This window comes from Pseudomonas knackmussii B13, assembly GCF_000689415.1.
Classification (GTDB): domain Bacteria; phylum Pseudomonadota; class Gammaproteobacteria; order Pseudomonadales; family Pseudomonadaceae; genus Pseudomonas; species Pseudomonas knackmussii.
This window is the reverse complement of the sequence record NZ_HG322950.1, coordinates 241,264-263,869: the sequence shown is the minus strand read 5'-3', so window position 1 is coordinate 263,869 and position 22,606 is coordinate 241,264. Positions and strand designations below refer to the sequence as shown.

At 66.7% G+C, this 22,606-nt stretch carries 20 protein-coding genes; 4 read left to right on the top strand and 16 right to left on the bottom strand.

Features of this window, described 5'->3' with window-relative positions:
- Nucleotides 1–32 precede the first annotated feature (32 nt).
- Genes PKB_RS01165 through PKB_RS01155 form a run of 4 tightly spaced genes read right to left on the bottom strand, consistent with a single transcriptional unit; the run spans nt 33 to nt 5,754 of the window.
- Nucleotides 33–3,164 (bottom strand): CusA/CzcA family heavy metal efflux RND transporter, encoded by a 3,132-nt coding sequence (locus tag PKB_RS01165; RefSeq protein WP_043248307.1) that lies wholly within the window; start codon nt 3,162–3,164, stop codon nt 33–35.
- A 15-nt stretch (nt 3,165–3,179) separates the two neighbouring features.
- Nucleotides 3,180–4,352, bottom strand: coding sequence for an efflux RND transporter periplasmic adaptor subunit (locus tag PKB_RS01160; protein ID WP_043248305.1), 1,173 nt, complete (start codon nt 4,350–4,352; stop codon nt 3,180–3,182).
- A 26-nt stretch (nt 4,353–4,378) separates the two neighbouring features.
- Entirely contained in the window at nt 4,379–4,528 is a 150-nt protein-coding gene (locus tag PKB_RS29495) for a hypothetical protein (protein WP_156957973.1), read from the bottom strand.
- The gene (locus PKB_RS01155) at nt 4,528–5,754 is read right to left on the bottom strand and encodes a TolC family protein (protein ID WP_156957972.1); all 1,227 of its coding nucleotides are present in this window, start codon (nt 5,752–5,754) and stop codon (nt 4,528–4,530) included. Before PKB_RS01155 ends, PKB_RS29495 begins: the two co-directional genes overlap by 1 nt.
- A gap of 456 nt (nt 5,755–6,210) precedes the next feature.
- Here PKB_RS01155 and PKB_RS01150 point away from each other — a divergent pair, with 456 nt between their 5' ends.
- Together PKB_RS01150 and PKB_RS01145 are read left to right on the top strand one after the other, a co-directional pair.
- Nucleotides 6,211–6,885: a heavy metal response regulator transcription factor gene (locus tag PKB_RS01150; RefSeq protein ID WP_043248303.1), complete on the top strand. Its 675-nt coding sequence runs from the start codon at nt 6,211–6,213 to the stop codon at nt 6,883–6,885.
- On the top strand, nt 6,882–8,264 hold the full coding sequence (locus PKB_RS01145) for a heavy metal sensor histidine kinase (RefSeq protein WP_043248301.1): 1,383 nt from the start codon (nt 6,882–6,884) through the stop codon (nt 8,262–8,264). The genes PKB_RS01150 and PKB_RS01145 overlap by 4 nt, the downstream gene beginning before the upstream one ends.
- A gap of 10 nt (nt 8,265–8,274) precedes the next feature.
- Here PKB_RS01145 and PKB_RS01140 read toward each other — a convergent pair whose 3' ends face one another.
- A complete protein-coding gene (locus PKB_RS01140) occupies nt 8,275–8,598 on the bottom strand; it encodes a DUF2790 domain-containing protein (RefSeq protein ID WP_043248299.1) in 324 nt (107 codons plus the stop codon).
- Nucleotides 8,599–8,797: 199 nt separating this feature from the next.
- On the opposite strand from PKB_RS01140, the gene PKB_RS30450 reads away from it, so the two are divergent.
- Nucleotides 8,798–9,457, top strand: coding sequence for a lipid-A-disaccharide synthase N-terminal domain-containing protein (locus PKB_RS30450; protein WP_052355145.1), 660 nt, complete (start codon nt 8,798–8,800; stop codon nt 9,455–9,457).
- Between the two features lie 39 nt (nt 9,458–9,496).
- Here PKB_RS30450 and PKB_RS01130 read toward each other — a convergent pair whose 3' ends face one another.
- The 11 genes from PKB_RS01130 to PKB_RS01080 all read right to left on the bottom strand — a co-directional run bounded on the left by PKB_RS01130 (nt 9,497) and on the right by PKB_RS01080 (nt 21,529).
- Nucleotides 9,497–10,471: an SdiA-regulated domain-containing protein gene (locus PKB_RS01130; protein ID WP_084166550.1), complete on the bottom strand. Its 975-nt coding sequence runs from the start codon at nt 10,469–10,471 to the stop codon at nt 9,497–9,499.
- A gap of 59 nt (nt 10,472–10,530) precedes the next feature.
- The gene (locus PKB_RS01125) at nt 10,531–12,117 is read right to left on the bottom strand and encodes an ArnT family glycosyltransferase (protein WP_084166549.1); all 1,587 of its coding nucleotides are present in this window, start codon (nt 12,115–12,117) and stop codon (nt 10,531–10,533) included.
- A 3-nt stretch (nt 12,118–12,120) separates the two neighbouring features.
- On the bottom strand, nt 12,121–12,858 hold the full coding sequence (locus PKB_RS01120; protein ID WP_043248297.1) for a glycosyltransferase family 2 protein: 738 nt from the start codon (nt 12,856–12,858) through the stop codon (nt 12,121–12,123).
- A gap of 45 nt (nt 12,859–12,903) precedes the next feature.
- Nucleotides 12,904–13,902 (bottom strand): NAD-dependent epimerase, encoded by a 999-nt coding sequence (locus PKB_RS01115; RefSeq protein WP_043248296.1) that lies wholly within the window; start codon nt 13,900–13,902, stop codon nt 12,904–12,906.
- Between the two features lie 309 nt (nt 13,903–14,211).
- On the bottom strand, nt 14,212–16,047 hold the full coding sequence (gene glmS, locus PKB_RS01110) for a glutamine--fructose-6-phosphate transaminase (isomerizing) (RefSeq protein ID WP_043248293.1): 1,836 nt from the start codon (nt 16,045–16,047) through the stop codon (nt 14,212–14,214).
- Between the two features lie 12 nt (nt 16,048–16,059).
- Entirely contained in the window at nt 16,060–16,830 is a 771-nt protein-coding gene (locus PKB_RS01105) for a DeoR/GlpR family DNA-binding transcription regulator (RefSeq protein ID WP_043248292.1), read from the bottom strand.
- Nucleotides 16,831–17,080: 250 nt separating this feature from the next.
- The gene (locus PKB_RS01100; protein WP_043248291.1) at nt 17,081–18,922 is read right to left on the bottom strand and encodes a GGDEF domain-containing protein; all 1,842 of its coding nucleotides are present in this window, start codon (nt 18,920–18,922) and stop codon (nt 17,081–17,083) included.
- On the bottom strand, nt 18,922–19,782 hold the full coding sequence (locus PKB_RS01095; RefSeq protein WP_043248290.1) for an endonuclease/exonuclease/phosphatase family protein: 861 nt from the start codon (nt 19,780–19,782) through the stop codon (nt 18,922–18,924). The genes PKB_RS01100 and PKB_RS01095 overlap by 1 nt, the downstream gene beginning before the upstream one ends.
- 11 nt (nt 19,783–19,793) lie before the next feature.
- Entirely contained in the window at nt 19,794–20,435 is a 642-nt protein-coding gene (locus PKB_RS01090; RefSeq protein ID WP_043248288.1) for a thiol:disulfide interchange protein DsbA/DsbL, read from the bottom strand.
- A 154-nt stretch (nt 20,436–20,589) separates the two neighbouring features.
- On the bottom strand, nt 20,590–21,195 hold the full coding sequence (locus PKB_RS01085) for a c-type cytochrome (RefSeq protein ID WP_043248287.1): 606 nt from the start codon (nt 21,193–21,195) through the stop codon (nt 20,590–20,592).
- A 43-nt stretch (nt 21,196–21,238) separates the two neighbouring features.
- The gene (locus PKB_RS01080; protein WP_043256799.1) at nt 21,239–21,529 is read right to left on the bottom strand and encodes a c-type cytochrome; all 291 of its coding nucleotides are present in this window, start codon (nt 21,527–21,529) and stop codon (nt 21,239–21,241) included.
- Between the two features lie 188 nt (nt 21,530–21,717).
- Here PKB_RS01080 and yihA point away from each other — a divergent pair, with 188 nt between their 5' ends.
- Complete coding sequence (gene yihA / locus PKB_RS01075; RefSeq protein WP_043248285.1) at nt 21,718–22,386, top strand: ribosome biogenesis GTP-binding protein YihA/YsxC; 669 nt, start codon at nt 21,718–21,720, stop codon at nt 22,384–22,386.
- The last annotated feature ends 220 nt before the right edge of the window (nt 22,387–22,606 follow it).

The window sequence follows — 22,606 nt, the reverse complement described above, 5'->3', positions numbered from 1 at the left end:
CCACCCCGCGGGCGCCTTTTTTTTGCCTGCGTTTAGGCGTCCTCGGCGCGGCGGTGCGCCCAGCGATACAGCGCCGGCAGCACCAGCAGGGTCAGCGCGGTGGACGAGAGGATGCCGCCGATCACGACGGTCGCCAGCGGACGTTGCACTTCGGCACCCGTGCCGGTGGCCAGGGCCATGGGCACGAAGCCCAGGGACGCCACCAGCGCGGTCATCAGCACCGGCCGTAGGCGGGTCAGCGCGCCCTCGCGGATCGCCGCGTCCAGGCCGAGCCCCTCCTCACGCAGATTGCGGATGAAGGCCAGCATCACCAGGCCGTTGAGCACCGCCACCCCGGACAGGGCGATGAAGCCGACACCCGCCGAGATCGACAGCGGAATGTCGCGCAACCACAGCGCCGCCACCCCGCCGGTGAGGGCGAAGGGAATCCCGGTGAACACCAGCAGGCCGTCGCGGACGTTGCCAAACATCATGAACAGCAGCACGAAGACCAGCAGCAGCGCCACCGGCACCACGATCTGCAGGCGCTTGGCCGCCGACTGCAACTGCTCGAACTGGCCGCCCCAGGTGGTCCAGTAGCCGGCCGGCACCTGCACCTCGGCATCCAGACGCTGCTGCGCCTCGGCGACGAAGGAACCGATGTCGCGGCCACGCACGTTCGCGCTGACCACCACCAGGCGCTTGCCGTCTTCCCGGCTGACCTGGTTCGGCCCCTGCACCATCCGCACCTGCGCCACCTCGCCGAGGGGAATGAAGCCGATGCGCCCATCCGCGCCGGCCGGAACCGGCAGCAGCAGGCGCGCCAGGCCATCGACATCGCTGCGCAACGCATCCGGCAGGCGCACCAGCAGATCGAAGCGCCGGTCGCCCTCGAACAGCGTGCCGGCCTGGCGCCCTCCGACGGCCACGGCGATGAAATCCTGCACGTCGCCGACATTCAGGCCGAAGCGCGCAGCGCGTTCGCGGTCGATATCCAGGGTCAGCACCGGCAGGCCGCCGGTCTGCTCGACCTTCACCTCGGACGCACCGGGGACCTTGCGCAACGCGGCGGCGATCTTCCCGGCAGTCGCCTCCAGCACGCCCATGTCGTCACCGGAAACCTTCACCGCCACGTCGCTGCGCACACCGGAGATCAGCTCGTTGAAACGCAGCTGGATCGGCTGCGACAGCTCGTAGTTGCTGCCCGGCACTTCGGCGGCGGCCTGCTGGATCTCGGCGATCAGTTGCTCGCGCGGCTTCTTCGGGTCCGGCCACTGCGCGTTGGGTTTGAGCATCAGATAGCCGTCGGAAATGTTCGGCGGCATGGGGTCGGAAGCGATCTCGGCGGTGCCGGTGCGGGCGAAGACGCGCTCGACCTCCGGCACCCGTTCGAGGATGCGCCGTTCCAGGCTTTGCTGCAGTTCCAGCGACTGCGTCAGGCTGGTGCCCGGCACGCGCAGGGCCTGCAGGGCGAAATCGCCCTCGCTGAGGCTGGGCACGAACTCGCTGCCCAGGCGCGACGCCAGCAGGCCGGCGCCCAGCACCAGTACGACAGCTGCGGCGAAGACGCCGGCGCGCCGGCCCATCACCCAGCCCAGCACCGGCTCGTAGGCTTCGCGTGCGCGGCGCATCAGAGCGTTCTCTTCCTCTTGCACGCGGCCGCTGACGAAGATGGCGATGGCCGCCGGGACGAAGGTCAGCGACAGCAGCATGGCGCCGGCCAGGGCGATCACCACGGTGAAGGCCATGGGATGGAACATTTTCCCCTCGACCCCGGTGAGGGCGAAGATCGGCAGGTACACCACCATGATGATCAGCTGGCCGAACACCAGCGCGCGGCGCGCCTCCTTCGAGGCGGCGAAGACTTCGTGCAGGCGCTCGCCCAGGGTCAGCAGGCGGCCGTGCTGGCGTTGCGCGTGGGCCAGGCGGCGGATGGCGTTCTCGACTATGACCACCGCGCCATCGACGATGATGCCGAAGTCCAATGCGCCCAGGCTCATCAGGTTGGCGCTGACGCGGTTGGCGAACATGCCGGTGAAGGTGAACAGCATCGCCAGCGGGATCACCATGGCAGTGATCAGCGCCGCGCGGATGTTGCCGAGGAACAGGAAGAGCACGGCTATGACCAGCACCGCGCCCTCGACCAGGTTCTTCTTCACCGTGGCGATGGCCTTGTCCACCAGCTGCGTGCGGTCGTAGACCGGCACCGCCTGCACACCCGCCGGCAGGCTTCGGTTGATCTGCTGCAAACGCTCGCCCACCGCGCGGGCGACCTCGCGGCTGTTCTCGCCGATCAGCATGAACACCGTGCCCAGCACGACTTCCCGGCCATTCTCTGTAGCTGCGCCGCTGCGCAGCTCGCGGCCGATCTGCACCTGGGCCACGTCACGGACGCGGATCGGCGTGCCGTCGAGGCGGCTGACCACGATGTTGCCGATGTCCTCCAGCCCGCCCAGTTGCCCCGGCGCGCGCACCAGCAACTGCTCGCCGTTGCGCTCGATGTATCCGGCGCCGACGTTGGCGTTGTTGCGCTCCAGCGCGGCCAGCAGATCGGCCAGGGTCAGGCGATGCGCGGCCAGCCGCTGCAGGTCGGGAGCGACCTGGAACTGCCGCGCCTCGCCGCCGATGGTGTTGATCTCGGCAACACCCGGCACGTTGCGCAGCTGCGGCTTGACGATCCAGTCCTGGATGACCCGCAGGTCGCCTGGCGTGTAGGGCGTACCGTCTTCCTTGCGCGCGCCTTCGGCGGCTTCGATGGTCCACAGGAAGATTTCGCCCAGGCCGGTGGAAATCGGCCCCAACGCCGCCTCGACGCCTTCGGGCAGTTGCTCGCGGGCCTGTTGCAGGCGCTCGTTCACCAATTGGCGGGCGAAGTAGAGATCGGTGCCGTCGGCGAAGATCACCGTCACCTGGGACAAGCCGGAGCGCGAGATCGAGCGCGTCTGCTGCAACCCCGGCAGGCCCGCCATCGCGGTCTCGATGGGATAGGTGATGCGCTGCTCGGTCTCCAGCGGCGAGTAGCCGGCGGCGGCGGTGTTGATCTGCACCTGGACATTGGTGATATCCGGCACCGCGTCGATCGGCAGCTTCTGGTAGCTGAAGACGCCAAGGGCAGCCATGGCGAGAACGGCGAGCAGCACCAGATAGCGCTGCTCGATGGCGAAACGGAGGATGCGTTCGAACATGCTGGACACTCGGTGTCAGTGGGAGTGTTCGGCGCTGGCTTTGCCCAGCTCCGACTTGAGGGCGAAGCTGCCAGCGGCGGCGACCTGCTCGCCGGCCACCAGGCCCTGCAGAACCTCCACCTGGCCCTGGTCACTCACCCCCAGGCGCACCGGTTGCGCGACGAAAGCGCCGTCGCGGCGGACGAACACCACGGTCTGCTGCTCCAGAGTCTGCAACGCGCTCTGCGGAACGCTGACTGCCGGCTGGCGTGCCGTGCCCGCCAGCGAGAGCTGCACCGGCAGCCCCGGTCGCCAGGCGCCATCGGGGTTGTCCAGCAGCACGTGGGCGCTGGCCATCCGCGACTGCTCGCCCAGCAGGTTGCCGACGCGGATCACCCGCCCCTGCACCCGCTTGCCCAGGTCGCTCGCCTCGACCTCCGCCAGCTTGCCGACCTGCACCTGGGCAAGGTCGCGCGGCGCCACGTTGAAGGTCGCCCAGACCCGCGACAGATCGGACAGGGTGAAGGCCGCAGTGCTCTCGCCAACCACTTCGCCAGGCACCAGGTGCTTCTCCACCACGACACCGTCGAAAGGCGCGCGCAGCTCATAGCGATTGCCGCCGGCGCTGCCGAGGGCGCCGAGCTTCTGCTGCGCATTGCCCAGGGCGATCTCGGCTTCCTGCAACGCCTGCCGCGCCTGCAGGTAATCCTGTTCGGCGGAGACTTTCTCCTCCCACAGCTGCCGCTCGCGGGCCAGGGTGACGCGCGCCAGTTCCACGCGCCGCTGCGCCGCCGCCCGCTCGCTGCGCAGGTCAGACAGTTGCGGGCTGGCGATCACCGCCAGCAAGTCACCGCGTTTGACCGCCTGGCCGAGTTCGGCGGCAACCTGCTCGACCACCCCGCTCACCCGCGGCACCAGGTGCGCGGTGCGGTCGGCGTCAAAGGCGATCTCGCCGGGCAGGATGAGGCGGCCGGCCAGCTCGCTCGGCGCGGCAGTGGCCAGCTCGACACCGGCCGCGCGCAGTTGCTCGTCGCTCAGGCGCAAGCCCTCGTCTTCGTCATGCCCCTCGCCGGTGTTCGTCGAGTGTTGCTCGCCGTCGGCATGTACGTCTGGCGCCTGGGCGACACGGCCCAGCGTCATTCCGGCCACGCCGCCCAGCGCCAGCAGCAGGAGCCCGGCGACGGCGATCTTCATCTGTTTCGGTTTCATGGATACCCCCGGAAGGTCCCGCGGCCTCAGGCGCCAACGATCACGCCCAGGGCGCGGAACAGGTCATGGATGCACCAGTGCTCGGCGACAGCGCCGGCCTGGAAGGGAAGGTGCTCGCCGCTGCCCGGCGCCAGCGCCGCGGTCAGGCCGAGCGGCAGGCCGGCCAGCCAGCGCATCAGCGCGGCGCCGCCAGGTCGCCGTAGATGCGCTCGGTGCGCCCGCGCGCCTCGGCCAGGCGGGCGAGCGCCTGCAGGTACTGGTCGCGCACGGCGAGCAGGGTGCGCTGCGCGTCGAGTACTTCGAGGAAACCGAACTTGCCCATCTCGAAGCCGCGGGTGGCGCTGTCCACGGCCTGGCGTGCGGCGGGCAGCTGGCTGTCGCGCAGGGTTCGCACCTCGTCCTGCGCTGTACGCCACAGGTCGATGGCCTGGCGGGTTTCCCGGCGCAAGCGCAGCTCGCTGGCGTTGCGCAGGTCGCGGGCCTGGTCGGCCCGGCGCGTCTCGGCGAGCAGGTTGCCCTGATTGCGATCGAACAGCGGCAGCGGCATGGACAGCCCGACCAGGTTGACCCGCTCGCGGGCCACGCGGTCGTACTGGCTGCCGAGGGTGACATCGAGATCGGGCACGCGCTGGGTGCGGGCCAGCTTCACGGATGCGTCGCGCTGATCGATCTGCAGGCGCGCCAGGCGCATTTCAGCCGTGTCGTCCAGGCGCTGCAGCAGAGGCATCGGCTCCGGAGCCGGCGTGGACTCGGCTCTGCCGACTTCGGCGAAGTCTGGCTCGGCCTGGCCCATGAGGCTGGCCAGGACACGATAGATGTCGTCGCGCTCCACCCGTGCGCGCTGCAGCTCCAAGCGGACCTCGCTGAGCTGCACCTGGGCGCGGGTCGCCTCTAGCGGCGCCGACTTGCCAGCCCGCACCCGCGCCTCGGCAGCACTGAGACCACGCTGTGCCAGCGCTGCCGACAGGTCGCCAAGGCGTACGCGCTCCTGGGCCCGCCATGCCGCCTGGAAGGCTTCCAGCAGCTCGGCGCGCAAGGTGTTGCGACGGATCTCCAGCTCAACGGCGGCGATTTCCTGCCCACGCTCGGCCAAGGCGACGCGCGCGCCGCGCTTGCCACCCAGCTCGATCGGCTGGCTCAGGCTTAGGCTGGTGATGGCGCTGTCGGCGCGGGTGTCCTCGGTGTCCCAGGACAGCGTCGGGTTGGGCAGCAAGCCGGCCTGCTGCCGCTCACCTTCGGCGATGCCGATGGCGCGACCGGCGGCGCTGAGTTCGGGATTGCTGGCGTAGGCGCTGCGCAGCGCCTCGTCGAAGCCCAGGGTCCGGGCCTGGAGCGAAGGCGCCAGCAGGCAAAGGGGAATCAGGAACAGCGACCACAGCGCCTGGCCTGGACGATGAAGCACGGCACACCTCTGGAAACGACCTTGAAACGAGAATCGCGGCCTCTTGCCGGCGCCTTCTGCGGTTGCTCCGCTGAACGCCTATTCCGGTCTCGCTGCGAATTGCGCCAACGGTAAGTTCCGAGATCTATCTCCAAGGTGACCAGGCAATTACAAATCCGTAATTAAGATTAACGCCGCAATACGCCGAGTTAATATCTGACGAAAATGCAAATAACACCTCACCAGGCAAACTTTTAATTCATAAAAATACACGTAAAAACATATATTTACAGAATTAATAACCCGACAAGGCAACATCCTGAAACACCCGATAACCGTTGCCCGCATTGACCCTGAAGCGGCTACAGACATTAACCTCGCGCCCCTTTCGACAAGACGTCGACCCGTATAAACAGCAGCCGAAAAGAAAAACAACAATGAGCTCTTCAGCATCCACACATAAAGGTCATGTAACGAATGCGCATCCTAGTTGTAGAGGACGAAACAAAGACGGCCGACTACCTGCACCAGGGCCTGAGTGAGAGCGGCTTCGTCGTCGACCGCGCGAACAACGGCGTAGACGGCCTGCACCTGGCGCGACAAGGCGCCTACGACCTGGTCATCCTCGACGTGAACATGCCGCAGATGGACGGCTGGGAGGTCCTGCGCCAGCTGCGCCAGGACAACGACACCCGCGTCCTCATGCTCACCGCACGCGGGCGCCTGGACGAGCGGGTACGCGGCCTGGAACTGGGCGCCGACGACTACCTGGTGAAGCCTTTCCAGTTCCCCGAATTGCTCGCCCGGGTACGTACCCTGCTAAGGCGCGGCGAGCGGGTGTCCGCTCCGGCGGTACTGAATGTCGCCGGGCTGGAGCTCGACCCGGCGCGCCACCGCGCCTATCGCGACGGCCGGCGCATCGACCTGACGACCAAGGAGTTCGCCCTGCTGCACCTGCTGATGAGCCGCAGCGGCGAGGTGCTTAGCCGCACGCAGATCATCTCGCTGGTGTGGGACATGAACTTCGATTGCGACACCAACGTCGTCGAGGTCACCATCCGCCGCCTGCGGATCAAGGTCGACGATCCCTTCGACACCCCGCTGATCCACACCCGGCGCGGCGTCGGCTACGTGCTCGAGGCCCGCGAATGAAGCCGGCCAGCCTCTCGTCGCGCCTGGGCCTGAGCATGGCGCTGCTGTGCGCCGGCCTGGTGGTGGTGCTGGCGCTGCTGGCCTATGCCGCGCTCGACCACGAGCTGCAGCGCCGCGCCCGCGACGAGCTGGCCGACAAGCTGCAGCAGGTTCGCCATGGGCTGGCCGCAAGCGCCGACAGCCGGTCCCTGATGGGCAATCCACACGAGTTGCTGGACCTGATCGCCGGGCATGACGATTTCGCCCTGACCCTGCTGCCGGTGGAGTCGGACGGCACCTTGCTGCTGGACACCGGCCCCGCGGCCCGACGCGGCATGCTGGAACGCCTGACGGTCTCCGGCGCTCTCGACTTCCACAGCTGGAGTGCCGCCGACGGCAAGCGGCTGCTCACCGCCAGCAGCATCGCCCGGCTCGGCGACAGCACGCCGGTGCGCGTCTTGCTCACTCAGGAACGCAGCGCAGACGATGCGCTGCTTGGTGCCTTCCGCGACTCGGTACTGGCTGGCGTACCTTTCCTGCTGCTGATCGTCGGGCTGGGCGGCTGGCATGCCGTGCAGCGCGGCCTGTCGCCCTTGCGGCGTTTTCGCCGGATCGCCCTGCGCACCTCCACCGAGGACCTCAGCCACCGCATTCCGCTGGAACGCCTACCCAGGGAGTTGAGCGAAGTCGCCCGGGCGCTGAATGTCATGCTGCATCGCCTGGACGACGGCGTGCAGCAGCTGACGCAGTTTTCCGATGACCTCGCCCACGAGCTGCGCTCGCCGATCAGCAACCTGCTGGGCAAGGCGCAGGTCACCCTCGCGCGCAGCCGCTCGGTCGAGGAGTACGAGGCGGTGCTGGTTTCGGGGGTGGAAGAGCTGCAGCGCCTGTCGCGCATCGTCACCGACATGCTGTTCCTGGCCCAGGTCAGCCAGGCGCAGGTGCCTTTCGAACCACTGTGTCTTGGCGAAGAGGCTAGGCGCGTGAGCGAAGTGTTCCTCTTCGCCGCCGAGGAGAAGCGCCTGGAAATCAGGCTGCGGGGCGAAGCCGACATTCTCGGCAATCGGCTGATGGTGCAGCGGGCCTTCTCCAACCTGCTTTCCAATGCCATCCGCCATACCCCGGAAGGGCAACGCATCGACGTCGAGATTCGTCGGGGTGAAAAGGGGGTCTGCCTGAGCGTCAGCAATCCCGGCACGGGTATCGCCGAGCGTCATCTCGCGCGGCTATTCGAGCGCTTCTACCGGGCCAACGAGCACGGCACCCGGAGCGAAGGCGGTACCGGCCTGGGGCTGGCCATCGTCCGCTCGATCATGAGCCTGCATGGCGGCGCGGTGACCGTGGACAGCCGGCCGCAAGGCCCGACCCGGTTCGAGCTGGTCTTCCCCGGGCCGGTTTGACGCGCGCCATTCAGAGCCCGCGGCTGCAGCTGACGCGCTCGCTGCGATACTCCAGGCGCTGCTCTGCACCCTGGGAGTCGAGGTAGCGCATGCGCACCGGCACCACGCCGCAACCCTGGCCATGGGTCACTTCGAGCACTTCGGCGATGTCCAGGTTCATGCCGTAGCGATAGGGCTCGAAGTTGCCGGCGACGGCTTCTTCGCGGGTGTTCTGAGTGGCCGCCTGGAGGTTCTGCTGCATGCGCGCGAAGGTGCGGTCGCCGCCGCTTTCGGCCTGGGCCAGGAAGGAAAGACCGGCCAGGCCGGCAAACAGGAAGAGTCGAGCGGTTTTCATGGGAGGGACCTCGGTGGTGGATGAGGGTCCCACGATAAGAAAAGCCCCCTAACGGCACGCTGAGCGGCGAATGACGATTCGGTTATCCGCTCATCGGCAGTGCAGGGCCGACGAATTGCAATGCTCGACAGGGTAAACTGTCGCGCGCCGCCAGGCCGCTGGTGGCGCGTTCTGCAAGCCTGTGCATGAGGAGAGTTCGTTGAGCGGGATCAATCCAGTCTGGTTCGTGGTCGGCCTTTTGGCACAGGCTGCCTTTTCCGCGCGCTTCCTGGTGCAGTGGATTCTTTCCGAACGCGCTCGCAAGAGCCTCATGCCGGTGCACTTCTGGTACTTCAGCTGCGCCGGCGCGGTGCTGCTGCTGGCCTACGCCACGCACCAGCGCGACCTGGTGATCAGCCTCGGCCAGATGGCGGGCCTGGCCATCTACCTGCGCAACCTGGAACTCGACCGGCGCCACTCCGGCGGCCAGCCGCCGTTCTTCCTCTGGCCCTGGCTGAGCCTGTCGGGCGCAGCCATCGCCCTGGGCTGGGTGTCCAAGCCGGAGCCGATCATCCACGCCATCACCCAGGCCGACCCGCTGTGGACGGTCATCGGCATGGTCGGCCAGGTGGTCTTCACCGGCCGCTTCGTGCTGCAGCTGTGGTTCTCCGAACGCGCCCATCGCCCGGTCAACCCGATCCACTTCTGGTACATGTCGATGCTCGGCAGCGTGATGCTGTTCTGCTACGCCATCGCCCAGCGCGACCCGATCATCATCCTCGGCCAGTCGTTCGGCATCGTGGTCTACCTGCGCAACCTGGCACTGATCCGCCGCGCCGCGCGCGCCGAAGGCAGCCCCCAGGGCTCGGAACTGAACTGATCGCTGAAAGGGGCGCCCGGCGCGCCCCCAGGCACGCGCTCAGCGTGCCTCGAAGCGGTAGAAGAGGTTCGGCTCGCTGACCACGTAGAGGTTGCCGTCGGCATCCATGGTCAGGCCCTCTGCCTGCGGGGTGCTGTGCTGCAACTCGCCGTAGGGGGCGCCGAGCAGCGTGCGGAAGCTCACTACCTGGCCCTGGTCGTCGAACTCGACGATCAGCCGCGATTCCTCGCTCAGCACCAGCAGGTGGCCGGTCTTGGTGTCGTAGTGCAGGTCGGAGATATCGGTGCCGAAGAAGCGCTTGTCGAGCCAGGGCGTGAGGTTCCTGACCTTGAGCTGCAGCTTGCCGCCGGACAGGCTGGCGCGCACGCCGGAGACCTCCAGCAGTTGCATGGGATCGCGTTCCTTGCCAACGAACAGGCGATCGCCGAGCGCATCGTAGGTCACGCCCTCGAAGCCCTTGTTGTGGATGTTCGGCGCGAGGTCCAGCACGATGAACTGCGCATCCTTGGCCTCGATGGTCTGCCCCGGCTGCTCCGGCAGGCGGAAGAGGTCGAGCTGCTGGAATCTCTCGTCGGCCACCGCCACCAGCCCGTCACCCAGGTAGGTGATGCCTTCGACGTCCTCGAAACCGTGCATCGGATACTCGGCGAGGAGCTCGCCGGTCTTGCTGATCACCACCACCCGCATGGCGCCGGCGTTGGTCACACCGAGCAGGCGATCGTGATCGTAGTCGTAGGCGATGGCCGAGAGGTCGCTGTCGATGCCCTTCACCGGCTTGCCGTCGATGGCGACCCGGTAGCCCGGCAGCCAGATGTTGCGCCCCGCCACGTCGGCGGCGTGGGCCTGGGTGGAGAAGTAGTAGTAGGCGCGCTGATGCCAGTGCTGATGGACGACCACTGCGCCGGCGGCCAACAGGCCCAGGCCGAGCCCCCAGGGCAGAAGCCGCCGCCAGCGCCTCTTGGGCAGGTTCGGGGCGGTTTTCTCGTCGGCGTGGCGATCCAGCGCAGCGTTCACGGCATTCTCCTTATTGTTATCAGGTACGGCAGCGCCCGCCGGTATGCCGGCGGGTAGACTCAGGACAGCGGCTTCTTCCAGGCGAATTCGTGAATCGAGTACTGGCTGTCGTCGTGGCACTGGCCGTTGTCGGCATCCTCGCGCACCAGGAACCAGTCTTCCTCGTGGTGCCCCTCCACCGGCTTGGCAAGTTCGCGGCGGAAGCAGCGGTCGATGTCATCGGCACGCACCATGGCCACGGCCTGGGGATGCTGGCGCAGCCACATCGCCGCCTTTTCCGCCTGGCTCGGCGTATCCAGGCCGAAATGCACGATCGGCTGCTGGGCGTAGAGCCAGTGACCTTCGCGCCAGTTGGTCAGGACCAGTTCGGCACCCTGCGACTCGCGGGCCACCTCGGCCATCAGCTGCTGACGATCGTTACCGCCGTCGCGCAGCGGCTCGATGAAGCCACGGGCGAACCAGGCGACGAACCAGACCACCGCCACGCCGACGAAGATCTTCCGCGCCCGCGGGCGGCCGGCGAACCAGCGGCGCAGCAACCAGGGCATCAGCGGCGCGATGGCCAGCACCAGACCGGGCAGCGCCGGGAAGATGTACAGCTTGCGCTTGCCCGAACTGAGGGTGAAGAACAGCAGCACCAGCGCCACCCAGCCCAACAGGACGAGGAAGCGCCCCTTGTGCTTGCCGAGTTCGCGGCGCCAGGCCGGCACCATCCAGGGCAGCGTCAGCAGCAGCGGCAACCAGTACTGCGGGATGACCTTCACGAAGAAGTACCAGAACGGCTCCTGGTGCTGCCACGCATTGGCATATCGCTTGGCGGTCTGCTGCAGGAGGATGTCGTTCAGGTAGGCACGACCGTCGGCGCCGCCGTCGAGTGACGCCCAGATAAGCATCGGCGCCAGCCAGACTGCGATGGCGGCCAGCGTCACCAGCAGGCCCAGCCACCAGCGGCCGGCCTGGCCAGGCATGCGCACGACGCCGGACCAGCCACGCCGCACCGCAAATGCATAGGGGATGAGCAGCAGGGCCGGGAGGAAGCCCACGCCCTTGCTGATGATGCCCAGGCCCATGGCCGCGCACGCCAGGTAGTACCAGCGCCAGGCGGGGCCGAGCAGCAGGTGGCGGAGCAGGCCGTAGAGCGCCAGGGATATCCACAGGAACAACAGGCCGTCGATGCCGCCGTCGCGCAGCACCGCGTGGGTCTGATAGGTGGCCAGGAACAGCAGCCCGGCGATCAGGCCGACGCGGCGGTTCCACAGGCGCCGGGCGATGTCGTAGAGACAGGCGGTGCCGACGATGCCGGCGAAGAACGCCGGGAGGAACAACGCCAGGGTCGGCTTCACGCCCAGGCGCACGAGCGAGCCCACCAGCCACATGAACAGCGGCGGCTTGTCGCCGTAGATTTCACCGGCGCGGTGCGGCACCAGCCAGTTGCCGGTCTGCAGCATCTCCAGGGCGACGCCGAGGAAACGCTCCTCGTCGACGTTGCTCGGCACCCGCAAGCCCAGGCCGGCGCCCAGCAGGAGCGCGGCGAGCAGCAGGAGCAGCCAGGGGTTGCGTTGCAGGCGGGACCACAGCGAGCCAGGGCCGCTCTCGGCCCCCGCAAGCCGGCTCAGCGGACGTTGCGAATCGCCGGTGCCGGCCATGGATCAGCGCTCCAGTTCGCGGGCGGTCACGTCCAGGCGGGTACGGCGGATCAGCCACCAGACACCGAACAGGTCGAGGATGCCGACGAGCGCGCGGTCCAGGTTGCCGTACTTGGAAACCCCGGCGCTGCGCGGACGGTGGTTGACCGGGTGCACGCGCATGCTGCCCTTGTGGCGCTGGATCAGCGCGGGGATGAAGCGGTGCATGTGGTCGAAATACGGCAGGCGCAGGAAGGCTTCGCGCTCGATCACCTTGAGACCGCAGCCGGTGTCCGGGGTGTGGTCGTTGAGCAGCTTGCCGCGCAGGCGGTTGGCGAAGCGCGAGGCCCAGCGCTTGCTGGCCGTGTCCTTGCGATTCACGCGGTGGCCGGCGATCAGCTTGAGGTCGGCCGGGCAATCGGGGGCGCGGACGATGGCGAGCATGCCGGGGATGTCCGCCGGGTCGTTCTGGCCGTCGCCGTCGAGGGTCGCCAGCCACTGGCCGCGCGCCGCTTCGGCAGCGTGGAAGACCGAGGTGCTCTGCCCGAGCGAACGCGTGTGGCTCAGCACGCGCAGTTGCGTGTAGCCGTCGCGCTGCATGTCCTGCAGCACGGCGCGGGTGTTGTCGGTACTGCCGTCGTCGACCACGAGCACTTCGAAGTCCTCGCCGCTCAGCGCCTGGCGCACTTCGTTGAGCAGCGTGGGGAGGTTCTCGGCCTCGTTCTTGGCCGGGATGAGCACCGATACGTAGGGGTTGGACATACTTCTGCCTACCTTGAAATCTGGAGTTGTCGTCAGGCGCCGCGCTCAGGCTGGGGAGCGTGCGGCGCCGTCCTCGTAATAGTCGCGATACCACTGCACGAAGCGCTCGATACCGACTTGCAGCGGCGTGGCGGGGCGGAAACCGGTGCGCTGCGCCAGGGCATCTACATCGGCCCAGGTCTGCAGGACGTCGCCCGGTTGCAGCGGCAGGTAGTTGCGGATCGCCTTGCGCCCCAGCGCCCGTTCCACGCACTCGACCATGTCGAGCAGGCGGACCGGCTCGCCACGGCCGATGTTGTAGAGCGCCGCCGGGGCCTCGCCCTGCTCGCCGACCTGCGGCGGCAGCGCCTGGATACGGCACAGGCCTTCGACCACGTCATCGACGTAGGTGAAGTCGCGGGACATCTCGCCGTTGTTGTAGATATCGATTGGCTTTCCATCGAGGATCGCGCGGGTGAACTTGAACAGCGCCATGTCCGGACGGCCCCAGGGACCGTACACGGTGAAGAAGCGCAGCCCGGTCACCGGCAGGCGGTAGAGGTGCGCATAGGTATGCGCCATCAGCTCGTTGGCCCGTTTGGTCGCGGCATACAGCGACACCGGCTGGTCCACGGGCGCATCGGTGGTGAACGGCATCGGCGTATTCATGCCGTACACCGAACTGCTCGAGGCGTAGACCAGGTGCCCGACGGCGTTCTGCCGGCAGGCTTCGAGAATGTTGACGAAGCCGACCAGGTTGGAGTCGGCGTAGACCCCCGGCTTTTCCAGCGAATAGCGCACGCCGGCCTGCGCAGCCAGGTGGATCACTCGCTCGAAGCCTTCGCGGCGGCACAGTTCGGCCAGGCCCTGGGCGTCGGCGAGGTCGAGGCGCTCGAAGCGGAAATTGGCGTGACGACGCAGCAGGTCGAGGCGGGAATGCTTGAGTTCGACGCTGTAGTAGTCGTTCAGGTTGTCCAGGCCGACCACGTCGTGGCCTTCGCGGCACAGGCGATCGGCGGTGTGATAACCGATAAAGCCGGCAGCGCCGGTAACGAGGAATTTCATCGGATAGCGCCCCCAGCAAGCGCCGCTGAACGGGTCGGGAGGCTTCCGCCAGCGGGCGGGAGAAGTCTGTCTTTCATGCGTCGCCAGAAGATTGAGCAGTTGTTGTGACCGACTTGCCGTCGGTTCTTGGTCATGCTCGTCCGGGCTCTCGTGCCAATCCGGGGCATTCCGCACTCCCGGTACGGCCGGAGGGCTGAGCCTGGCGTATCAATCTGACAGATTAGAGAAGGATTAGTGAAAGATTTGTAAACATCAAAAAAAATTACCCGACATCGGCGCCGACAGCCTTGGCTGCCGGCGCCTGTGTGGTCACTCCACGGTGACCGACTTGGCCAGGTTGCGCGGCTGGTCGACGTCGGTGCCCTTGAGCACGGCGACGTGGTACGACAGCAGCTGCAGCGGCACCGTGTAGAGGATCGGCGCCAGGCAGTCGTGGATCGACGGCATGCTCACGACACGCGTCCCCGGGCCGTTGCCCAGGCCGCTGTTTGCCTCTGCGAAGACGATCAGCTCGCCGCCGCGGGCCCGCACTTCCTGCAGGTTGGACTTGAGCTTCTCCAGCAGCTCGTTGTTCGGCGCTACCGTGACCACCGGCATGTCGGCGTCGACCAGGGCCAGCGGACCGTGCTTGAGCTCGCCGGCGGGGTAGGCCTCGGCGTGGATGTAGGAGATCTCCTTGAGCTTGAGCGCACCTTCCATCGCCACCGGGTACTGGGTGCCGCGGCCGAGGAACAGGGTGTGGTTCTTCTCGGCGAACAGCTCGCTGACCTTCTCCACCACCTTGTCCATCGCCAGGGCTTCTTCCAGGCGCGTCGGCAGGCGGCGCAGGGCCTCAACCAGCTCGGCCTCGATGCCCGCTTCCAGGCGCTCCTGCACCTGGCCGATGGCCAGGGTCAGCAGCAGCAGGGCAACCAGCTGGGTGGTGAATGCCTTGGTCGAGGCCACGCCGATCTCCGGGCCGGCCAGGGTCAGCAGGGTCATGTCCGACTCGCGCACCAGCGAGCTGGTGGCGACGTTGCAGATCGCCAGGCTGGAGAGGAAGCCCATCTGCTTGGCGCTGCGCAGCGCGGCCAGGGTGTCGGCGGTCTCGCCGGACTGGGAAATGGTGACGAAGAGTGCGTCAGGCTGCACGGCCACCTTGCGGTAGCGGAACTCGCTGGCCACTTCGACCTGGCAGGGAATGCCGGTCAGCTCCTCGATCCAGTAACGCGCCACCAGGCCCGCGTGGTAGCTGGTGCCGCAGGCGACGATCTGCACGTTGCGCACCTTGGCGAACAGCGCCGCGGCGTCCGGGCCGAAGTTCTCCACCAGCACGCGCTGGGCGCCCAGGCGACCTTCCAGGGTGCGCTGCACCACGGACGGCTGCTCGTGGATCTCCTTGAGCATGAAGTGGCGGTAGGCGCCCTTGTCGGCAGCCTCGGCGCCGTCGTGGTAGCGCACCACTTCGCGCTGCACCGGGTTACCGGCGACATCCCACATCTGCACGCTGTCGCGGCGCAGTTCGACGATGTCGCCCTCTTCCAGGTAGATGAAGCGGTCGGTGACCTGGCGCAGGGCCAACTGGTCGGAAGCGAGGAAGTTCTCGCCCAGGCCCAGGCCAACCACCAGCGGGCTGCCGCTGCGCGCGGCGAGGATGCGGTCCGGCTGGTCCAGGCAGATCGCCGCCAGGCCGTAGGCACCGTGCAGTTCCTGCACTGCGGCCTTCAGTGCCAGGGTCAGGTCGCCCAGCTCGCGCAGGCGCAGGTGCAGCAGGTGGACGATGACCTCGGTGTCGGTCTGCGAGGTGAAGACGTAGCCTTCGCCCTTGAGGAATTCACGCAGCTCCTCGTGGTTCTCGATGATGCCGTTGTGCACCACCGCCACGCGGTCGTGGGAGAAGTGCGGGTGGGCGTTGGCCTCGCTCGGCACGCCGTGGGTGGCCCAGCGGGTGTGGGCGATGCCCAGCGCGCCGCTGAGCGGCTGCTCGGCAAGTGCCTGTTCCAGGCTGGCGACCTTGCCCACGCGGCGGCGGCGTTCGAGCCTGCCGGCAACATCGATCAGCGCCAGGCCGGCGCTGTCGTAGCCGCGGTATTCGAGGCGCTTGAGGCCTTCGACGAGGATGGGAGTGACGTTACGTTCAGCGATGGCGCCGACGATTCCACACATGGGGAGTTCTCCTTAGTCCGTGCAACGCGCGCGTACGACAGTGACGCCGCGTGCTTCTATCCGGGCGCACGCCTCGTCGCTGAGGCGTTCGTCGGTGATCAGGGTCTGGATGCTGCTCCACGGCAGCTCCAGGTTGGGCATGCGCCGCCCGAGCTTGTCCGCCTCGGCCATGACGATCACCTCGCGGGCGACCTCCGCCATGACCCGGCTCAGCCCGAGCAGTTCATTGAAAGTGGTGGTGCCGCGCTCGGGGTCGAGGCCCGCGGCGCCGATGAACAGCTGATCGAAATCGTAGGAACGCAGCACCTGCTCCGCCACCTGGCCCTGGAAGGACTCCGAATGCGGGTCCCAGGTGCCGCCGGTCATCAGCAGCACCGGCTCGCGCTCCAGTTCGCGCAGGGCGTTGGCGACGTTCAGCGAGTTGGTCATCACCACCAGGCCTGGCTTGTGGCCCAGTTCGGGGATCAGCGCTGCGGTGGTGCTGCCGCTGTCGATGATGATCCGTGCGTGTTCGCGAATGCGCGCCGCCGCCTCGCGGGCGATGGCCTGCTTGTAGGGCGACAGCGGCGGGCTGGACTCGCCGAGCAGCTCATGGGGCATCGGTACCGCGCCGCCATAACGGCGCAGCAGCAGGCCGTTGCTCTCCAACGCCGCCAGGTCCTTGCGGATGGTGACTTCGGAGGTGGCGAAGCGCCGCGCGAGGTCATCCACACTTACCTCGCCCTGCTGGCTGAGCAGGGCAAGGATGTCGTGGCGGCGCTGGGGCGTGTTGCGTTTCGACATGAAGGATTTAGTTTCGATTCGTAAGTTATAGATGCGAATCAAAACCCAGGATCTTTCATTCGTCAAGTTCGGAAGATGGAAGGTTGCGCGTAGGGCGTACAACCGTTCGCGGTTTGTTGGGTTGCCCCCCGCCTCACCTCGCGTATCGGCAGCTCCATGACGGAGCCTGTCGAACCCATCACCGCCAGGTCCATCTCCGGGGAGCCACGGCTAAACGACGTATAACGCGGAGCGTTATGCGCCCTACGCCTCAGCCCAGTTCCAGGCGATTGCGCCCGCTGCGCTTGGCACGGTACAGGGCCTGGTCGGCGCGCTCGAAAGCGGCGTCGTTGCGCTCGCCGCCCTGGAAGGCTGTCACGCCGATCGAGCAGGTGATGCTCAGGGGTTCGCCCTTGAAGTGGAAGGGGATCTTCTCCACCGCGCCGCGCAGCGATTCGAGCAGTTGGCGCCCGCCGTCGAGCGACGTGGACGGCAGCAGCACGACGAACTCCTCGCCGCCAAAGCGGGCGATGAAGTCGGTCTTGCGCAGGCGCTTGGCCAGCTCGCCGGCAATGATCTTCAGGACCTTGTCGCCGGCCAGGTGCCCGAAGTCGTCGTTGATGCGCTTGAAGTGGTCGACGTCGAGCATCGCCAGCAACAGATCGCCACCGAAACGCTGGACCCGCGCCACCTCCAGCTCCATGCGCTCGCTGAGCGCGGCACGGTTGGGCAAGCCGGTGAGCGGGTCGGTCAGGGCCTTCTGCCGCTGATCCTCGATGCTCGCCTGGAAGGTCTGCGCTTCCTCTTCCATCGAGGCGACACGCGCGACCAGCGCCTGCAGGCGTTCGCCGGCCTCACGCTCGCGTATCTCGCGCTCCTGGCGGTGCCGCTCGATGCTGCCGAGCAGGCCTTCCAGGCGCTCTTCCACCGAGCGTTTCAGGGAGTCCAGGTCGGTAGCCTGCTGCACGCTGTCCTGCAGCCCGCTGACCTGGTGACGCAATTCGGCGTCGAGCTCGCGGGCGCTGGCGGAACCTTCGTCCTGCCCCTGGCGCACTGCGCCCAGGCTATCGAGGAAGGTGCTCAGGCGCTCGTTGAGCTGATGCAGATAACCTTCGAAGGCCTGCTGACCGCTGTCGTTCAGTGCCAGCACCAGCACCGCCAGGTCGTCCAGCACCGGAACCAGCTCATACCAGTTCAGGCTGCCCTCGATGCGCCCGCGCAGGGCCAGCGCCTGGGGCTTATGCGAACTCGGCAGCTGCAGTTGGTCGAGCAGGTGCAGCAGGCTGGCCTCGATATGCGGCGCCACCGCGCTGTAGCCAGGTTCGGGCATTGGCGGCAGGGCGTAGCGCTGCTCGCCTTCGCCATCCAACACCACCGGACGCGAGGTGCTCGGAATCAGCTCGGAGGGCAGCGGCAGAGCATCCAGCACGGAAGACGGCGCCGGCGCGGCTGCCGCAGGGTGCTCAAGCTCCGGCGCAGCAGGCGTGGCTTGTACCGCACGCACTTCTGGCGCTGCTGCGGGCGCGGGCTCCTCGGCAGACGCCTCTAAGGCGGCTGGAGCTGCACCGGCTTCCTCTTCTTCATCACGAGCGCCAAAAAGACGCTGCAGCAAGCCCGGACGTGGCCCGTCGGTATTCGCGGCCAGTTGATCGAGCACCCGCCGTTGCAGGTTGCCCAGTTCGCCCAGCAGCACCGGTATCTCGCGCGACTGGCTGGCGCGGGCCTCGAGGTCGCGGGCGAAGAGTTTCAACGGCAGGCGCACGTCGCGCGGCAGCTCTTCCAGGCTCATCAACTGCTGGGCCAGCTGGGTCAGCGCGGCGACGTTCTGCTTGACCCGCTGCTGTCGGCGCTGTTCGGAGTCCAGTACGGTCTTTTCCAGGCGCGGGATCAGCCGCGCGAGGCCCGAGTCGATGTCCTTGCGGCGCAGCAGTTCACGCAGTTCCTGCATGCACTGGTCGACCGCCTTGTCGCTGCCTTCGGCCGCCAGGCTGCTGCGCACCAGGCCACGGCGCATGAGGTCGACGCGTGCCTCCCAGCGCTGTTCCAGGCGTTCCTGCTGCTCGATGTTGGCGAGGTATTTCTCTTTCCAGCGCTGTGTATCGTCGCGGCTCATCAAACGCCTCTGAGAGAAAGCGCGGAGTCGTCCCGGCAAGCGGCCGGCAGGCGGATCTCCACGGCCACCGGCAGGTGGTCGGAAATCGGCTGCGGCAACACGCTGACCCGCTCCAGGGTCAACTCGGGGCTTAGCAATATGTGGTCCAGGCAGCGCTGCGGGCGCCAGCTGGGGAAAGTCGCCTCGACCTGCGGTGCAATCAGCCCCAGGTCGCGCAGCGGTGAGCTTTCCAAAAGATCGTTGGCATGGGTGTTCATGTCACCCATCAGCACCTGGTGCCGGTAGCCCTGCAGCAGCTCGCGGATATAGGCGAGCTGGCGGGTGCGGGTACGGGCGCCGAGGGCGAGGTGCATCATCACCACGGCAAGGGCGTTCTCGCCTTCGCCGAAGCGCATGAGGATGGCGCCGCGTCCGGGCGGGCCCGGTAGCGGATGGTCTTCCAGCAGGTTCGGCTGCAGGCGGCTGAGCAAGCCGTTGCTGTGCTGCGCCAGGCGCCCGAGGTTGCGATTGAGCTGCTGGTACCAGTAGGGGAAAGCCCCCAGTTGGGCCAGGTGTTCGACCTGATTGACGTAGCCGGAACGCAGGCTGCCGCCATCGGCCTCCTGCAGGGCCACCAGGTCATAGCCGGCGAGCAGGTCGCCGATTCGCTGCAGATTGCTGGCGCGACCGGCAGCCGGCAGCAGGTGCTGCCAGCTGCGGGTCAGGTAGTGATGGTAACGCTCGGTGCTGATACCGACCTGGATGTTGAAACTGAGCAAGCGCAGGCGCCCGTCACCAGGATAAGTGCGCTCGCCTCCGTGGGGATTGACCCGCGTGGAGCGGGCCTCCGCTACACGCTGCTTGCTCGACCGGCGCAGCATCGATGGCTACCTCACTGGGCGCCTTTGGCCGCTTCGCGTTCCTTGGCGATCAGGAAGTCGGCGAGTTCCAGCGCCTTCTCCGGACCGCCGGCCGAACCGATGTCGAAGCGGTACTTGCCGTTGATGACCATGGTCGGTACGCCGCTGATCTGGTAGGCCATGGCCAGTTTCTTGTCCTTCTCGATCTGACCCTTGATGGCGAAGGAGTCGTAGGTGCTGAGGAACTTGTCCTTGTCTACGCCCTGGCCGGCGAGGAAGTCGGCCATTTCTTCCGGGGTCGCCAGTTTCTTGCCTTCCTTGTGGATGGCATCGAATACGGCGGTGTGCACCTTGTGCTCAACGCCCATGGCGTCGAGGGTCAGGAACAGCTGGCCGTGAACGTTCCAGATGCCGCCGAACATGGCCGGAATGCGATGGAAGTTGACGTCAGCCGGGAGCTTGGCGATCCACGGATTGATGCTCGGCTCGAAGGCATAGCAGTGCGGGCAGCCATACCAGAACAGCTCCACCACCTCGATCTTGCCGGGCTGCGACACCGGAACCGGTGTGCTCAGCACGGTGTACTGCTTGCCAGCTTCGAACTCGGCGGCTTGCGCGCTGAGACCGAACAGGCCGGCAAAAGCCAGTACGGCGGTGAAAATCAGGTTACGCATAGTTCACTCCTTAGCGGGATCGGGTACCGCGGCGCGGCGGGCCTTGGACCTGGGCCCGGGCAAACGGTTTCAGCATTGTAGTGGCGACAGATGCGAAAAAGGGCGGCCTGGGCCACCCTTTTTTCTTTACCGGCGAACAACCCGGCGCGAGGCCTCAGTGGAGGCCTTCGATATAGCTCGAGATGGCCGCGATGTCCTTGTTGGACAGCTTGGCGGCGATGCTGCGCATGATCATGCTGTCGCCGTCGTTGGTGCGCTCGCCTTCGCGGAAGTTGGTCAGCTGCTTCGCTACGTAGGCGGCATGCTGGCCGCCCAGACGCGGGAAGCCGGCGGGCACGTTGCCCACACCGTTGGGCGCGTGGCAGCCGATGCAGGCAGGCATGCCTTCGGAGAGCTTGCCACCGCGGAACAGCTCTTCGCCGTGGGCGACCTGCTTGGGATCGGCCGCGCCGATGCTCATGTTCTGGCTGGAGAAGTAGGCGGCGATGTCTTCCATGTCCTGATCGCTGACGTTGTTCAGGATGCCAGTCATTTCCAGCACGGTGCGCTTGCCGCTCTTGATGTCATGCATCTGCTTGAGCAGGTACTTGTCGCCCTGGCCGGCCAGTTTCGGGAAGTTGGGCGCCGCGCTGTTGCCGTCCGCGCCATGACAGGCGCCGCATACGGCAGCTTTCGCCTGACCCGCTTTGGCATCGCCTGCGGCGTGGGCCAGGCCGGTCAGTCCCAGGGTCAACAGCAGACTCACGATAATTTTGTTCATCAGCTAATCCATTACGGCTATGAGTGTTAGAGAGTGGCCCAGGCTATTTGGACATCCACTGGATGATCGCCTTGTAATCCTCGGCGCTGCAGTCCGTGCACAAGCCGCGTGGCGGCATGGCGTTGAAGCCGTTGGTAACGTGCTGCACCAGAGTGTCCATGCCCTTGTCCAGGCGTGGTTTCCACGCTGCCGCGTCACCCTTCTTCGGGGCCATCGGCAATTGACCGGCGTGGCAGGCGCCACAGGCACGGTTGAATACCGCTTCGGGATCCTGAGCCGCCTGGGCACTGGAAGCCAGCGCAACGACTGCGGCTGCGAACAGCAGTTTCTTCATGATCATCCTCATCGGGAGGGAACGTCCGCGTTCTTCTTGCACGGCCGGTTGATTTTCGCGTTCCCGTGGCGCCCGACCCTGGGGGATAAAGCGCACACAAAATCCGCGGCATTATATACTTCGGCAATCGAAACGGAAACGAAACCGGCCGCCGCGACACCTAGTCGCACCCGCCGCGGAAGCACTCAATGTCCCTCAAAACCCCTGCGAAAAACCCCATCCTCGGCCTGTGCCAGCAAGCCACTTTCCTCATCAGCGCCGCCAAGGTCGACCAGTGCCCGGAAGACGCCGGCCTGGAGGTCGCTTTCGCCGGCAGGTCCAATGCTGGGAAGTCTAGCGCGCTAAATGCACTTACCCATGCCAATCTCGCGCGCACCTCGAAGACCCCCGGGCGTACGCAGCTGCTGAACTTCTTCCGCCTGGACGACGAGCGCCGCCTGGTCGACCTGCCCGGCTATGGCTACGCCAAGGTGCCGATCCCGCTGAAGCTGCACTGGCAGCAACACCTGGAGGCCTACCTGAGCAGCCGCGAGAGCCTCGCCGGCGTGGTGCTGCTGATGGATATCCGCCATCCGCTGACCGATTTCGACCGCCTGATGCTCGACTGGGCCCAGGCCAGTCGCCTGCCGATCCACGTTCTGCTGACCAAGGCCGACAAGCTCGCCTACGGCGCGGCGAAGAACGCTTTGCTGAAGGTGCGCAAGGAAATCCTCGCCGGCTGGGGCGATGTCGCCACGCTGCAGCTGTTCTCGGCGCCCAAGCGCCAGGGTGTGGAAGAGGCACAGCTGGTCCTGGCCGGTTGGCTGGGGCTGCTTGAGGAAGGGGAAGAAGAGGAAGCATCCGGCGTCGAGGGCTGACGCGCGGACAAAAAAAACCCCGAGCTTCGTATGGGGAGGGGGAAGTTCGGGGTTTAAGTCCGGACCGCTAGGGCGGGGTCCTGGATTCTGCCAACACTAAACACTGCAAAGGAGCATCGAAGGGCTTCTCCAGCCATTCACAAGTTCTGACCTGCGCCCTTGCAGGAAAGTTCAGCCCGTCACAAAGAAATTTCCTATTCCCCCATTTCCGGGGCTTGAC